At 53.6% G+C, this 14,950-nt stretch carries 15 protein-coding genes; 8 read left to right on the plus strand and 7 right to left on the minus strand.

The window, feature by feature from the left end:
* Positions 1-399 precede the first annotated feature (399 nt).
* Both purH and purD read left to right on the plus strand, forming a co-directional pair.
* Positions 400-1,989: a bifunctional phosphoribosylaminoimidazolecarboxamide formyltransferase/IMP cyclohydrolase gene (purH, locus tag U868_RS0118290; protein WP_025154561.1), complete on the plus strand. Its 1,590-nt coding sequence runs from the start codon at positions 400-402 to the stop codon at positions 1,987-1,989.
* 16 nt (positions 1,990-2,005) lie between these two features.
* Entirely contained in the window at positions 2,006-3,289 is a 1,284-nt protein-coding gene (purD, locus tag U868_RS0118295) for a phosphoribosylamine--glycine ligase (protein ID WP_025154562.1), read from the plus strand.
* Positions 3,290-3,314: 25 nt separating this feature from the next.
* Here the strand turns inward: purD and U868_RS0118300 are convergent, their stop codons facing one another.
* The 6 genes from U868_RS0118300 to nudC all read right to left on the minus strand — a co-directional run bounded on the left by U868_RS0118300 (position 3,315) and on the right by nudC (position 7,782).
* Positions 3,315-3,947, minus strand: a complete 633-nt coding sequence (locus U868_RS0118300) for a DUF1481 domain-containing protein (RefSeq protein ID WP_345840334.1) — start codon at positions 3,945-3,947, stop codon at positions 3,315-3,317.
* A gap of 71 nt (positions 3,948-4,018) precedes the next feature.
* Positions 4,019-4,291 (minus strand): nucleoid-associated protein HU-alpha, encoded by a 273-nt coding sequence (gene hupA / locus U868_RS0118305; RefSeq protein ID WP_004242271.1) that lies wholly within the window; start codon positions 4,289-4,291, stop codon positions 4,019-4,021.
* A 182-nt stretch (positions 4,292-4,473) separates the two neighbouring features.
* Positions 4,474-5,064, minus strand: coding sequence for a YjaG family protein (locus tag U868_RS0118310; RefSeq protein ID WP_025154564.1), 591 nt, complete (start codon positions 5,062-5,064; stop codon positions 4,474-4,476).
* A 6-nt stretch (positions 5,065-5,070) separates the two neighbouring features.
* Complete coding sequence (nfi, locus tag U868_RS0118315; RefSeq protein ID WP_025154565.1) at positions 5,071-5,805, minus strand: deoxyribonuclease V; 735 nt, start codon at positions 5,803-5,805, stop codon at positions 5,071-5,073.
* A gap of 34 nt (positions 5,806-5,839) precedes the next feature.
* Complete coding sequence (hemE, locus tag U868_RS0118320; RefSeq protein ID WP_025154566.1) at positions 5,840-6,907, minus strand: uroporphyrinogen decarboxylase; 1,068 nt, start codon at positions 6,905-6,907, stop codon at positions 5,840-5,842.
* Positions 6,908-6,999: 92 nt separating this feature from the next.
* Positions 7,000-7,782 carry an NAD(+) diphosphatase gene (nudC, locus tag U868_RS0118325; RefSeq protein WP_029991326.1) on the minus strand — a complete coding sequence of 261 codons (783 nt, stop codon included), beginning with the start codon at positions 7,780-7,782 and terminating at the stop codon, positions 7,000-7,002.
* A 200-nt stretch (positions 7,783-7,982) separates the two neighbouring features.
* Between nudC and U868_RS0118330 the strand changes: the two genes are divergently transcribed.
* From U868_RS0118330 to U868_RS0118355, 6 genes are read left to right on the plus strand one after another with little or no spacing between them, the layout of a single operon-like run.
* Complete coding sequence (locus tag U868_RS0118330; RefSeq protein ID WP_025154567.1) at positions 7,983-9,053, plus strand: ABC transporter substrate-binding protein; 1,071 nt, start codon at positions 7,983-7,985, stop codon at positions 9,051-9,053.
* A gap of 10 nt (positions 9,054-9,063) precedes the next feature.
* Entirely contained in the window at positions 9,064-9,888 is an 825-nt protein-coding gene (locus tag U868_RS0118335) for an alkaline phosphatase family protein (RefSeq protein WP_025154568.1), read from the plus strand.
* A gap of 22 nt (positions 9,889-9,910) precedes the next feature.
* Positions 9,911-10,774, plus strand: coding sequence for an ABC transporter permease (locus U868_RS0118340; RefSeq protein ID WP_430623538.1), 864 nt, complete (start codon positions 9,911-9,913; stop codon positions 10,772-10,774).
* A gap of 22 nt (positions 10,775-10,796) precedes the next feature.
* Positions 10,797-11,561 carry an ABC transporter permease gene (locus tag U868_RS0118345; protein ID WP_205275535.1) on the plus strand — a complete coding sequence of 255 codons (765 nt, stop codon included), beginning with the start codon at positions 10,797-10,799 and terminating at the stop codon, positions 11,559-11,561.
* 10 nt (positions 11,562-11,571) lie between these two features.
* A complete protein-coding gene (locus U868_RS0118350; protein ID WP_025154571.1) occupies positions 11,572-12,600 on the plus strand; it encodes an ABC transporter ATP-binding protein in 1,029 nt (342 codons plus the stop codon).
* 9 nt (positions 12,601-12,609) lie between these two features.
* Positions 12,610-13,284 carry an HAD family hydrolase gene (locus tag U868_RS0118355; RefSeq protein ID WP_025154572.1) on the plus strand — a complete coding sequence of 225 codons (675 nt, stop codon included), beginning with the start codon at positions 12,610-12,612 and terminating at the stop codon, positions 13,282-13,284.
* A gap of 74 nt (positions 13,285-13,358) precedes the next feature.
* On the opposite strand, the gene U868_RS0118360 is transcribed toward U868_RS0118355, so the two are convergent.
* On the minus strand, positions 13,359-14,936 hold the full coding sequence (locus U868_RS0118360) for a methyl-accepting chemotaxis protein (RefSeq protein ID WP_025154573.1): 1,578 nt from the start codon (positions 14,934-14,936) through the stop codon (positions 13,359-13,361).
* Positions 14,937-14,950: the final 14 nt, after the last annotated feature.

Below are 14,950 nucleotides of genomic sequence, written 5' to 3' on the forward strand. Positions count from 1 at the left end.
AGGCTGCGTATATTACGTTTTCAGCCCCTTCGAGTCAAGCGTTGTTTTTCAACTTTTCGCTTTTTTTCTTTCTGCCGGACCGCGTGTTAGCGCGTTGTTCCGTGTCAGTGGAGGTGCATTATAGGGAGTCGCTTTCAGAAGACAAGTATTAATTTTATATTTTCTGACTGTTTGCTGCATTCCCCAGCAAAACCCCTGTTTATACCGGGTTACACACAAAGTTATCCACAGATGGTAAAAAATCACAAAATTCACAAGCAACACGCAAACGTTTGCGTTACAATCTGCTGCATTCGTGTACCGTTGCTTTTTACTCCGGGTTTTGAAATCTTATGAGATACACCGATTTCACCTGCAACCTATTGTCATTTATTCGTTGAATTCAAGGGATCCAAACTCATGCAACAGCCTCGCCCTATCCGTCGCGCCCTGCTCAGTGTTTCTGACAAAACCGGCATCACTGAATTTGCTCAGGCTCTTTCCGCCCGTGGTGTTGAATTGTTATCAACCGGCGGTACTGCCCGCCTGCTGGCTGATGCCGGTCTGCCGGTGACTGAAGTCTCCGATTACACCGGTTTTCCGGAAATGATGGACGGACGTGTCAAAACCCTGCATCCGAAAGTACACGGCGGGATCCTCGGCCGCCGCGGCACCGATGATGAAATTATGGCGAAGCATCAGATTTCCGCTATTGATATGGTGGTTGTGAATCTCTATCCGTTTGCGGAAACCGTGGCAAAACCCGGCTGCACATTGGAAGACGCGGTTGAAAATATCGATATCGGCGGGCCGACCATGGTGCGCTCCGCCGCCAAGAACCATAAAGATGTGGCGATTGTGGTAAAAAGCAGTGATTACAGCAATATCATTGCTGAGATGGATGCCGGACAAAACAGCCTGAGTTTCGATACCCGTTTTGACCTCGCCATCAAAGCCTTTGAGCATACCGCAGCCTATGACAGCATGATCGCCAACTATTTCGGTCAGAAGGTAAAACCGTACTTCGGCGATACCACTCAGCCTTCCGGTCAGTTCCCGCGTACCCTGAATCTCAACTTTATTAAGAAGCAGGATATGCGCTACGGCGAAAACAGCCACCAGAATGCCGCCTTCTATATAGAAGAGAATATTCAGGAAGCCTCCATCAGTACTGCTGTACAGTTACAGGGCAAAGCCCTCTCTTATAATAATATTGCGGATACAGATGCCGCCCTTGAATGTGTGAAGCAGTTTGATAAACCGGCCTGCGTAATCGTCAAACATGCCAACCCGTGTGGCGTAGCCGTTGCCGATACTTTACTGACCGCCTATGACAATGCCTTCAAAACTGACCCGACCTCCGCATTCGGCGGTATTATCGCCTTTAACCGCGAACTGGATGCCAAAACGGCGGCTGAAATTATTGAACGTCAGTTTGTGGAAGTGATTATTGCCCCGTCTGTCGCAGAAGATGCGCTGCCGGTTCTCGCGGCAAAACAGAATGTCCGCGTGCTGACCTGCGGTCAGTGGCAGCATCCGGTTGCCACCCTTGATTTCAAACGGGTAAACGGCGGCCTGCTGGTGCAGGATCGCGATCTCGGGATGGTCGGCGATAACGACCTGAAAGTGGTCAGCAAACGTCAGCCGACAGAACAGGAACTGAAAGATGCCCTGTTCTGCTGGAAAGTGGCGAAGTTTGTTAAGTCCAATGCCATTGTTTATGCGAAGAATAATATGACTATCGGCGTGGGTGCCGGTCAGATGAGCCGTGTTTACTCCGCGAAAATTGCCGGGATCAAAGCCGGTGACGAAGGGCTGGAAGTAGCGGGATGCGCTATGGCATCCGATGCGTTCTTCCCGTTCCGTGACGGGATTGATGCGGCTGCCGCCGTCGGTATTACCTGCGTGATCCAGCCGGGCGGCTCTATCCGTGATGATGAAGTCATTGCGGCGGCAGATGAACACAATATCGCGATGATTTTCACCGGCATGCGCCATTTCCGTCATTAATACCCGGAGCTGACTTATGAATATCCTGATTATCGGTAATGGCGGACGCGAACACGCGCTGGCCTGGAAAGCCGCACAATCCCCGCTGGCAGCCAATGTTTATGTCGCGCCCGGTAATGCCGGTACCGCACAGGAACCAAACCTGACCAATGTGGATATCAGCGCGACAGATATTGACGGCCTGGTGGCCTTTGCCCGCGCCAATAATATCGGCCTGACCATTGTCGGCCCGGAAGCCCCGCTGGTACTGGGTGTGGTCGATGCATTCAATGCCGCCGGTCTGACAATCTTCGGCCCGGCTAAAGGCGCCGCGCAGCTGGAAGGCTCCAAAGCATTCACCAAAGATTTTCTGGCGCGTCACCATATCCCGACGGCGGACTATCAGAACTTTACTGAGGTCGAACCGGCACTGGCTTATCTGGACAAAACCGGTGCACCGGTGGTGATCAAAGCTGACGGACTGGCGGCCGGTAAAGGTGTGATCGTCGCCATGACCCTGAAAGAAGCACAGGACGCGGTACATGACATGCTGGCCGGTAATGCTTTCGGCGATGCCGGGCACCGCATTGTGATTGAAGAGTTCCTGACCGGTGAGGAAGCCAGTTTTATCGTCATGGTGGACGGTAAAAACGTCGTGCCGATGGCAACCAGCCAGGATCACAAACGGGTCGGTGATAATGACACCGGGCCGAACACCGGCGGCATGGGCGCTTACTCCCCGGCACCGGTGGTGACCGATACCGTTCATCAGCGCGTGATGGAAAAAGTGATTTACCCGACCGTTGAAGGTATGGCGGCGGAAGGTCATACCTATCAGGGCTTTTTATACGCCGGGCTGATGATTGATGAACACGGCGAGCCGAAGGTGATTGAATTTAACTGCCGCTTTGGTGACCCGGAAACCCAGCCGATTATGATGCGGTTGCAGTCAGACCTGGTTGAACTCTGCCTTGCCGGTGCACAGGGAAAACTGGCGGGAAAAACCTCGCAGTGGGATCCGCGTCCGGCGCTTGGTGTGGTGATGGCAGCCGGTGGTTATCCGGGGGATTACCGCAAAGGTGATGTGATCAGCGGGCTGGATGTTCAGGAAGCAGACTGCAAAGTTTTCCAGGCCGGAACGGCGCTGAAAGAAGGTGTGGTTGTGACTGACGGCGGCCGGGTGTTGTGTGTGACTGCACTGGGTGAGGATATTGCTCAGGCGCAGAAACAGGCTTATGCCGCACTGAAACACATTCACTGGGATGATGCATTTTGCCGCAGTGACATCGGTTACCGCGCTGTTGCCCGTCTGAATAAGTAAACGACGTTAATAACCTGCGGGAGATTTACAGTGAATCTTCCGTAGGTTCCCACTTACAGAAGTTATCATTTGCTGCCAGCAGTATTTCCCGTCCTTCCGGTGAATCCAGCCATGCAATGTAGATAGGTGATGCACTGCTGCGCTGACGCTTCGCCAGGAACTGTTCTGTTTCCGCATCAAATTCAATGTAGGATTTATTACCCCGGCAATCCGTGACATAGCTGTCGCGCCACTGCCCCTGCTTCAGCCGGATATCACCGACCACCAGTGCGCTGTTGAGCATCAGCTGCCTGTCAGCCACAAAGGTCATCCGTGTGATTTCATCCGTGGTCAGCGGGGATTTATGCCCGTCTTTATCACGCTGCATAAAGATGGTATTGCCCTCGTGATCCAGCCGTATCTGTTCAGAGAAGCCATTATCGCCCAGATATTCTGCGCGGATTTGCCAGAGCCGGCCTCTGCGGTATTCATAGACGGTGACGACAGTCTGCTGTCCGCTGCGGTAAGGACTGAAAACACTCATCAGGACACGGGGTTGGTTGTCGGCGTTGAGACGCCACATTCTGACAGCGCCGTCATCCGCGACATAACCGGATGCGCTGAAGGGAGGAAACTCAGGCTGAACAGAGCAGGCGCTGAGCAATGAGCCAAAACCCAATGCAAGCAGCCCCTGTCTGATCAACAAAAGGGGACGAAATCCCCCTCTATCAATCTGTTTTTGCAACGCAATTATTTTACTGAGTCTTTCAGTGCTTTACCGGCAGTGAAAGCAGGCACGTTTGCTGCTGCAATTTTGATTTCTTTACCGGTCTGCGGGTTACGGCCAGTACGCTCTGCACGATGGTTAACTTTAAAAGTACCGAAGCCAACTAATTGTACAGCATCGCCTTCTTTCAGAGAGTCAGTGATGGCCGCCAGAGTTGATTCCAGCGCTGCTTTAGCTTGTGCTTTAGACAGCTCTGCTTTTTCTGCGATAGCATCAATCAATTGAGTCTTATTCATAAAATATCCTTACAGTGTGTTTATCGTTTGCAAAGCATCGAGTGCGTCGGATGTGCCTTTTGACAGCCCTGATACACGCGCCCCGATAGCCACTTCTTTTCGCCCCCCACTGTAGACCAGAGACGGGGCAAATGTGAAGCCTTTAACACCGGCATTTATAGGCTTAAATCACGTTTTTTGATTTAATCGCCTAAACTAACGCCAATATTGCTGATCCCCGCATCACGGAGATCGGATTTCAAGCCTTTTATCAACTCAATATCGCGCTCTTCGCAGGCGGCCAATAAGCGGTAAATTTCCCACTGAATGTCCCACTCTTCTTCCACGGCGGGCAATTCATTTAATTCGTCGTCGGACATTTCGCGTCCGGCGTGTGTCATTTCCAGTACCGCGACAGTGCCGACAGAAATCTCACTGACCGCAATCGCATGCTCCAGTGTTTCCCCGCTCAGACGGGTATGGATAAGCTCACTGAGTGCCGCGCAGGCATCAATCGCCGGATACACACCGTAAATATCATAGTTATCTGCATCAGGGATGACATCTTCCAGCTTTTCCAGCTGGTTATCAAAGTTCACTTTTGCGTCTTTGACGGTCAGGATTTCCCAGATGAGATCCAGAATACGCCGGTAAAGCGATGGATCGGTAAACCCGGTCTGCTGACAAAAAACGGCATAATTCGGGTACATTCTCTCGCACAGACAGGCCGTGAAAGTGAGATGCTGCCAGCTTTCCAGTTTTTCCAGCCGTAAGTGGATCGGGTTCTTTAACATTCCGCTTTACTCGTTACTCTGATGTGAGCCGCAGTTTACCTGAAAATCCGTGATATCCACATCTTTACGTGGAAAATCGGGAAATTTCTGTTTCAACCGGACAAAAAATGTTCGATTTGAGGCAATACCATCAGCCCAGCGGGTCGGTTCCGGCAGGCGGTAACCGCGTGTCAGGGCTTTTACCCAGGTCAGCGCGGTATCGATGCTCATATGATGACCGGGGGAAATGAACAGCGGATTACAGCGGTTTTTGCTGCGCCAGACCCAGCCGAGCGGCTCACCTTTGTCTGTCAGCAGTGACTGCGCCCCGGCCTCTTCCGCCAGCGGTTCAAATGTGCCGCATAACCGGCTTTTGGCCACACCGATGGCGGGTAAGTCCAGCAAAACCCCGAGGTGACCGGCAACACCGAGACGACGGGGATGGGCACGGCCCTGCCCGTCCACCAGCACCAGATCCGGTTTTAACGTCAGTTTCTCCCATGCGGCAAGTGCGGCGGGAATTTCACGGAAGGAGAGCAGCCCGGGGATATAGGGCAGTTGGGTGGGAATACGGGCGGTCTGATACTCCGCCACCTCCAGCTCAGGCCAGGTGAGGATCACCACAGCAGCCCGGGTGATATCTCCCCCGTCCTCAAAGCCGATATCCACCCCCGCAATATAGCGGGGATTAAGCGGCACATCCTGCAGACTGACCAGCTGTGCCAGTTCCGTCTGCCGGGCTTTCAGGGCGCGGGTGTCAATGGCTGTCATGGTGACCTCCGTGGTCTGTCAGTGATCAGCCCTGATGATATTTGGCTGACAGGCGGTGTACCGATTCAACGAATGCCCCGGCATGCTCAGGCGGAACATCCTGGTGGATACCGTGACCGAGGTTGAACACATGGCCTTCGCCCTGACCAAAGCCGGCCAGGATAGATGCCACTTCCGCTTCAATACGGGCAGGTGATGCATAGAGCATGGACGGATCCATATTACCCTGTAACGCCACTTTGCTGCCGACGCGGCGGCGGGCATCCGCGATATCCGTGGTCCAGTCCAGCCCCAGCGCATCACAGCCGGTTTCCGCCATCGCTTCCAGCCACTGTCCGCCGCCTTTGGTGAACAGGGTAACCGGCACACGGCGGCCATCGTTTTCGCGGATCAGGCCATCGACAATTTTATGCATGTAATTGAGTGAAAACTCACGGTAATCACGCCCGGTCAGCACACCGCCCCAGGTGTCGAAAATCATCACGGATTGTGCACCGGCTTTAATCTGCGCGTTGAGATAGAGGATCACGCTGTCCGCCAGTTTATCCAGCAGCAGGTGCAGGGTCTGCGGTTCGGCATACATCATCTTTTTGATTTTGGTAAAGGCTTTGCTGCTGCCGCCTTCCACCATATAAGTAGCCAGTGTCCACGGGCTGCCGGAAAAACCGATCAGCGGCACATCACCGTTCAGGGCTTTGCGGATGGCGCGCACGGCGTTCATGACATAACCGAGTTCCTGCTCCGGGTCCGGCACCGGCAGTTTTTCAATATCACGGGCATTCTGGATCGGATGCAGAAAGCGCGGCCCTTCGCCGGTTTCAAAATAGAGCCCGAGACCCATCGCATCAGGAATGGTGAGAATATCGGAAAAGAGAATGGCCGCATCCAGCGGAAAACGACGCAGCGGCTGCAGAGTCACTTCACAGGCCAGTTCGGTGTTTTTGCACAGCGCCATAAAATCCCCCGCCTGTTCGCGGGTGGCTTTATATTCAGGCAGATAACGCCCGGCCTGGCGCATCATCCACACGGGGGTGACATCCACCGGCTGACGCAGTAATGCCCGCAGATAGCGGTCGTTTTTCAGTTCACTCATGACAGACTCCAAAAAGTTGTTGGCCGCGTAACGTATTGACGTCCTGAATAAAACCCATTGTAGCACGCCTGCCGCCCGGGGTCAGGGCAGTGTTATGCGTCTTCGTCATCCTGACGGCACAGTGCAACCGTATCTTCAATCAGACGGCGGGCAATGGTATCCGGCGGCGGAATAACCGGCAGATTATCATAGCGGTACCAGTCTGCACTGAGCAGTTCTGACGGATCGTGATGAATTTCACCGTCTGCATAATCCGCCAGGAATCCCATCATCAGCGAATGCGGAAACGGCCACGGCTGCGAGGAGACATAACGGATATTCTGAATCTCTATCCGGCTCTCTTCCATCACCTCACGGGCAACGGCTTCTTCCAGGGTTTCACCGACTTCGACAAACCCGGCGAGCACGGTAAACAGCGGCGCGCTTTTGTGGCGGCGGTGCTGTGCCAGCAGGATTGAGTCATGACGGCGGATACCGACAATAATACACGGCGCTATCTGCGGATAGTAACGTTCGCGGCAGCTATCACACAGACACGCCCATTCACTTTCACTGTATTTCATCGCCGCACCGCAATAGCCGCAATAACGGTGCGAACGGTAGAACTCCGCCAGCTGCACGCCGCGTCCGGCCATTTTGAAGAGATCGTCATTTTCTGCGGCAATAATGCGCGGCGAACACATATCGGAACGCATTTTTTCGCGGATAAGCCAGACCGGCAGCCCCTGCCACTCCCCGATACGTACCGCCGGTTTCCCGGTCAGCATCCATTGCGCCGCACTGCCCTCCGGCAGTTGTCCTTCCGGCAACCAGACGCGGTTATCCGCGCTGATCACCCAGTAGCCGGTTTCATTGCCTGTTAAAATCTGCTGCATAATAGAGACATCATGTTAATGAAATAATAATGGATTAAATCATACTCCCTTTGCCGGGAGAATACTCAGCATAACGGGGCATGCATTTCCCTGTCACCCGGCTGTCAGAAAAGTGTCACACGGGTGTCAGTTGCCTGTCACAAACACGTCATACCCTAGCCTCACCACTGATACTGAATCAGTTAACTGACGAGGGTTTTATGACACGTTTTCCTGCTGCCAAAATATTGCTGACCGCCGTTGCTGTTTCCGCCTCTTTCTCTGCATTCTCTGCCGGACAAAACGCCATTCCTGAAGAACTGATTGCCGCCGCCAGGAAAGAAGGCGTGGTTTACAGTGTCGGGATGCCGGATACCTGGGCCAACTGGAAAGGCACCTGGGCTGATCTTGAAAAGCTCTACGGCATCCGCCATCAGGATACCGACATGAGCTCCGCTCAGGAAATTGCCAAGTTCGCCGCTGAAAAAAGTAATGCCACCGCAGATATCGGGGATGTGGGTGCCGCCTTCGGCCCTGTCGCCGTTCAGAAAGGCGTGGTGCAGCCTTATAAACCCACCACCTGGGATCAGATCCCGGACTGGGCGAAAGATAAAGACGGTAACTGGGCACTGGCCTATACCGGCACCATTGCATTCATTATCAATAATGACCTTGTCAAAGAACAGCCGAAAAGCTGGGCTGATCTGCGCAACGGTAACTACCGTGTGACAATCGGTGATGTCGGTATCGCAGCGCAGGCCAACAGCGGCGTGCTGTCTGCGGCCTTTGCCCTTGGCGGTAATGAAACGAATATTCAGCCTGCGATTGACCTCTTTGCCGATCTCGCCAAACAGAAACGTTTATCCCTGAATGACCCGAGTGTGGCAAACCTGGAAAAAGGGGAAGTGGAAGTGGCGGTGATGTGGGATTTCAACGCCCTTAACTACCGCGACCAGATTGACGCCAAACGCTTTACCGTGGTGATCCCGTCTGACGGCTCTGTCACCTCCGGTTACACCACCATCATCAACAAATACGCGAAGAACCCGAACGCCGCCAAGCTCGCCCGTGAGTTTATCTTCAGTGATAAAGGACAGCTCAATCTGGCCGAAGGATATGCCCGCCCTATCCGTGCCGCACACCTGACCCTGCCGGACGATATCAAAGCCAAACTGCTGCCGGAATCCCAGTACAGCAACGCCAAACCGATTACTGATTTTGACGGCTGGGAAAAAACCTCCCGCCAGTTGCCGAAACTGTGGCAGCAGAACGTTATCATCAACATGAATTAACGGAATGACAATGAATAACCCAGTTATCCTGGTTGTTCTGGATGGCTTAAACTACCGCACAGCCCATGATTGCATGGGCTTTATGCAGGGGTTAGCCGAATCCGGGGACGCCACACTGTACCGCCTGAGCTGTGAACTGCCCTCGCTCTCCCGCCCGCTGTATGAATGCATTCTGACCGGTGTGCGCCCGGTTGACAGCGGTGTGGTGCACAATCAGGTGGTCCGCCTGTCAGACAACGACAGTATTTTCTCCCTCGCACAAAAAGCCGGAAAAACCACCGCTGCCGCCGCTTATCACTGGGTCAGTGAGCTGTATAACCGTGCTCCGTTTGATGCAGTCCGTGACCGTTTCACTCACAATGATTCGCTTGCGATACAACACGGCTGTTTTTATCAGGCGGATCACTATCCGGACGACCATTTATTTCTCGATGCGGAATATTTGCGCCGTCAATACCACCCCGACTTCCTGCTTATTCACCCGATGAATATTGATGATGCCGGTCATAAGTACGGTGTCGATTCACAGCAGTACCGCAACAGTGCCCGCCGTGCAGACGGCTTGCTCTCCGCGTATCTGCCTGCGTGGCTGGAGGCCGGTTATCAGGTGCTGGTGACCAGTGATCACGGCATGAATAATGACCGCTCTCACGGCGGAATTCTGGATGAAGAGCGCACCGTCCCGCTGTTTGTTGCCGGTGATGCCTTCTCTCATGAGGCAGATATCCCGGTGCAGCAGACACAGCTGTGCGGCACCATCTGCCGGTTACTCGGCCTGAGCGGACACAATAAAGCTGCGGTACCGCGCCTGCTGCGGGAGATACACCATGGCTGATATTCTGCCGGAGCTGACCGCGATGAAAAGTAAGCAACATACCCACCCTCTGTCACGCCGTCTGCCGCTGAAACCGATGCTGTTACTGTTCCCGGCCGCGCTGCTGTTCGCACTTTTCCAGCTTGCACCGATGTTATGGGTGATTATCAACAGCTTTGTGTATGAAGATGCTTGGTCATTCGGTAACTTTACCGAAATCTTCAGCAGTCCTTTTTATATTCAGTCCTTTGAAAATACCCTGTGGATTTCCGGGGTATCGTCAGTCGGCGGGCTGATCCTCGCCGCACTGTTCGCCGCTTCCTTACAGCATGCCCCGCCGCGCCCGCGCCGCTGGCTGATCGCTTTCACCAATATGACCGGCAATTTCAGCGGTGTGCCGCTGGCATTTGCTTTTATCATCATTCTCGGCGTTAACGGAGCAATCACTCTGCAACTGAAAGCCTGGGGGGTGATTGAGGATTTCAATCTCTACAGTGCCGCCGGACTGATGCTGATTTACCTCTATTTTCAGATCCCGCTGGGGATCCTGCTGCTCTATCCGGCGTTTGATGCCCTGAAACCGGAGTGGGAAGATGCCGCCAAAACCATGGGCGCCGGGCGCCCCGCTTACTGGCGCTATGTCGCGCTGCCGGTGCTCTCTCCGGCGCTGCTCGGCACCTTTATCATTCTGTTTGCCAATGCCGCCGGGGCTTATGCCTCCACCTATGCGCTGACCACCGGGAACTACAATATGGTAACCATCCGTATCGCCAGCCTGGTGTCCGGCGACCTGTTCCTGGAGCCGAATATGGCGGCGGCACTGTCTGTTCTGCTGATGGTTATCCTCGGATTCATCACTGCAGTTTATCACTGGCTGCTGAAACGGAGTTACCATGCCACGTGCTGATCTCACACTTAATCCGCCGTCCATGGCGCGTTATCACAAAATGATGCTCAGCCTGATTGTGATCCTGCTGCTGTTGCCGATTATCGCGACCCTGCTGTATTCCTTCTCCACCCGCTGGGGAGCAACGGTACTGCCGGACGGCCTGACGTTACAATGGTATCTGAAGCTGTGGCAGGATCCGCGTTTTCTTGCCGCATTCGGCCGTTCGCTGTTTATCTGTTTTGTCACCCTTGCCATCAGCACCCTGGTGATCCTGCCGCTGGTGTTTGCTGTGTTTTATTACTTCCCGCGACTGAAAGGGCTGATGGAGATCCTGATTATACTGCCGTTCGCCGTGCCGCCGGTGGTCTCTTCTGTCGGACTGCTGCAACTGTTTGCTGACGGGCCGCTGCCGATTGCAGGGACGCCGTGGATCCTGATCGGTACCTATTTCACCATCACCCTGCCGTTTATGTACCGGGCGCTGGCCAACAGCCTGAACGGCGTGCCGCTGAAAGATCTGCTGGATGCAGCCCATCTGCTCGGGGCAGGCACTTTTAAGGCGTTTCTGCTGGTGGTGGTGCCGAATATCCGCAAAGGGTTGCTGGTGTCACTGCTGATCGCCTTCTCCTTCCTGTTCGGCGAGTTTGTTTTTGCCAATATCCTGGTCGGCACCCGTTACGAAACCCTGCAAATCTATCTCTATAACATGCGCCAGACCAGCGGTCACTTCACCTCCGCTCTGGTGGCAAGCTACTTTATTTTCACCCTGATCCTGACCCTGATCGCGACACGCTTAAGCCGCTGAGGAATCACTGATGAGCTATGTAATTGCTGAAAACCTGACAAAATCCTTTGCTGCCACCCCGGTCTTTTCCGGTCTGAATTTTTCTGTCAGCAAAGGGGAATTTATTACCCTGCTCGGCCCGAGCGGCTGCGGTAAATCCACCCTGCTGCGTTGTCTCGCCGGGCTGGAGCCGGTCAATGACGGCAGAATTTATGTGAATAAACAGGACATTACGTTATCGCCGCCGCAGAAGCGGGAAATCGGCATGGTGTTTCAGAGCTATGCGCTGTTCCCGAATATGACTACCGAACGCAACATTGCCTTCGGCCTGAAGATGCAGAAAGTCCCGGAAGATGAACAGCGCAAAGCCGTTGCAGAGGTGATTGAGCTGGTGGGTCTGAAAGGAAAAGAACAGCATCTGCCGCATCAGCTTTCCGGCGGCCAGCGTCAGCGTGTGGCACTGGCACGGGCACTGGTGATGAAACCGCGTATCCTGCTGCTGGATGAACCGCTCTCCGCGCTGGATGCGCAAATCCGCAAACATCTGCGTCAGCAAATCCGTCAGATCCAGCGCGAACTGAATCTGACCACCATTTTTGTCACCCACGACCAGGAAGAAGCGATGCTGATGTCAGACCGCATCTTTCTGATGAACAAAGGTGAAATCGTGCAGAGTGATACCGCCGAAAACCTCTACACCCAGCCCGCCAATGAGTTTGTCGCGCGTTTTATGGGGCATTACAATCTGGTCAGCGCGCACAACGCCAACAGCCTGCTCGGCCTGAATCTCAGCGGTATTGTGGCGATCCGCCCGGAATCCATTTATGTACGCGAGGCCGGAAGACAATACGGGGAACACATTTCCCACCCGGTTTCAGGTACAATCCGTGACAGTCAGTTACTGGGTAATATTATCCGTTATCAGGTGGATACCGGGCTGGGCGCGCTGACCGTGGATCTGCTGAACCGCTCTTCTGAGCGGCTGTTTGAACAGGGCACTCAGCTGGAACTGATGTTCAATAAAAATGAAATCCGCGCCCTTGCCCCGTCAGTTAATTAAAGGAACGTCATGTCAACATTAGCGGTTTTCGATCTCGATCACACCTTAATCGCTGCAGACAGCAGCCTGTTATGGACAGACTATCTGTGGGAAAAAGGCATTATCACTGATCCGGCCTTTATTGCCGCAGATAAACAGATGATGGCGGATTACAGCGCCGGTAAGCTGGATATGGCCGCGTATATGGCCTTCAGTCTGAAGGCGTTGGGTAATGCCACTGTTGCACAGATTGATGAATGGGTAGCTGATTTTACCGAAAGCAAAGTGCGCCCGCTGGTCTACCCGGATGCGCTCAAAACCCTCGCGTTTTATAAAGAACACGGCGTGCCGGTGATCATCATTTCTGCCACCGCCGATTTTATTGTCAAACCGGTGGCGAAGATGCTGGGGGTGAATCTGGCCTTTGGTATTGAGCTGGAAGTCCGGGATGATCACTACACCGGCGCATTGCAGGGGATCACCACGTTCCGGGAAGGGAAAGTGGAAAAATTGGCTAACTTTTTGGATATTCGTCAGTTTTTACCGGAACGTACGATTTTTTATACCGATTCCGCCAACGATTTACCCCTGTGTCGCTATGCCACTGATGTGCTGACGGTCAACGCCGACCCGGTATTGCAGGCAGAAGCAGAAAAGCAGGGGTGGATGCAGCTGACGTGGTCATTAAACACAATGAGCAACTGACCCCTCGTCACTGATAAGAGCATCATTCAATATGATACCCGCTGACGTCTCTCCGGCAGCGGGTATCTGCCGGATCAGGCAGCGCTGCTTCCCAGCCTGAATTGGGTCATAACCTGCATGAGCTGACCCGCCTGCTGATGCAGACTTTCCGCTGCCGCCGCATTTTCCACCACCAGCGCGGCATTCTGCTGTGTGACTTCATCAATCTGCTGCACCGCAATGCCGACCTGCGAAATGCCCTGAGACTGCTCATTAGCTGCCAGTGTCAGCTCATCAATCATCTGGCTGACACCCTGCGTCTGAGTAACAATCACCTGCATCGACTCACCGGCTTCTGCCACCAGTTTACTGCCGGCATCCACCTGCTCAACGCTGGCGTTAATCAGATTTTTTATTTCACCGGCCGCCTGTGCACTCCGCTGTGCCAGTGTCCGGACTTCGCCGGATACCACCGCAAAACCGCGTCCGTGCTCACCGGCACGTGCGGCTTCCACCGCCGCATTCAGTGCCAGGATATTGGTCTGGAATGCAATGGAATCAATCACGCCGATAATGTCAGTGATTGTGCGGGAAGAGTTTGAGATATCCTGCATAGCATGAATAACCAGATCCACTTTCTCACCACCGTGACGGGCCGTTTCGGAGGCTTCCGCTGCCATCATGTTCGCTTTTGCCGCGATCTCCGCACTGCTTTTTACCGTGGCAGATAACTGTTCCATTGATGCTGCGGTCTGCTGCAGACTGCTGGCCTGGGATTCAGTACGCTGGCTCAGATCCGCATTACCGCTGGTTATCTGCATTGTACCGGTCACAATGCTGTCACTGTTATTACGCACTGTGCCGACGATACCGGCCAGATTCCTCTGCATTGCTTTCAGGGTACTCAGCACACTACCGTCCGGAACCGGATGCGTTTCATCGGACGGCGACAGATCACCGGAGGCCACCCGTTCAGCCACTTCTTTCAGTTGTGCGGGTTCAGCACCCAGCGCACGGGTCAGGTTCCGGATAATCATCACCCCGGAAACAATCGCCAGCGTCAATGCCAGCAGTGCAAACACCAGAATAATGTTGCTCTGGCGCTCAAAATTGGTATTAAATTCCTGAATAAGCTGATTGCCGGTTTCCGTGCCGTGATCGCGGCTGGCACGGAATGACAGGATATAGGCATCCGAGGCCGCATATTCGGCATCCATCATTTTCGCAATCGCCTCCTCATGCCGTCCCTGCTGATCGAGTTCAAGCACTTCCCGGGTCACGGCGGCATAGTGTTTTTCATCCGCTATCATCTTATCAAGCAACGCCCGCCCCTGCGGATCCATGCCAAACTCATTGACCATATCCAGCAGCGCCTGCGTTCTCTTACTGACTTTCCCGTCTTCTTCTTTAAAACGGTTCAGTTCTTCTGTTTTATCTTTCTTATCAGTTGCATTGATCATATCCCGCAACATGATCGCCCGCTCTTCCGTCGCATGGCGGACTTCATACGCCTGAACCTGAAGTGCATATGTCCCGTTAACGTAATTCGTGAACATCTCTTTGTCTTTATACAGGTTTATCACCGCCATGCCGGAAACCAGCGCCAGAATGGCGATCAGAACACCAAATGTGACAGATAACCTGACACGAATCGTCGTATTTTTAAGATTCATCTTTTTTCCTGATG

The sequence above is a fragment of the Morganella morganii H1r genome, assembly GCF_000633515.1.
GTDB classification, from domain to species: Bacteria; Pseudomonadota; Gammaproteobacteria; order Enterobacterales; family Enterobacteriaceae; genus Morganella; species Morganella morganii_B.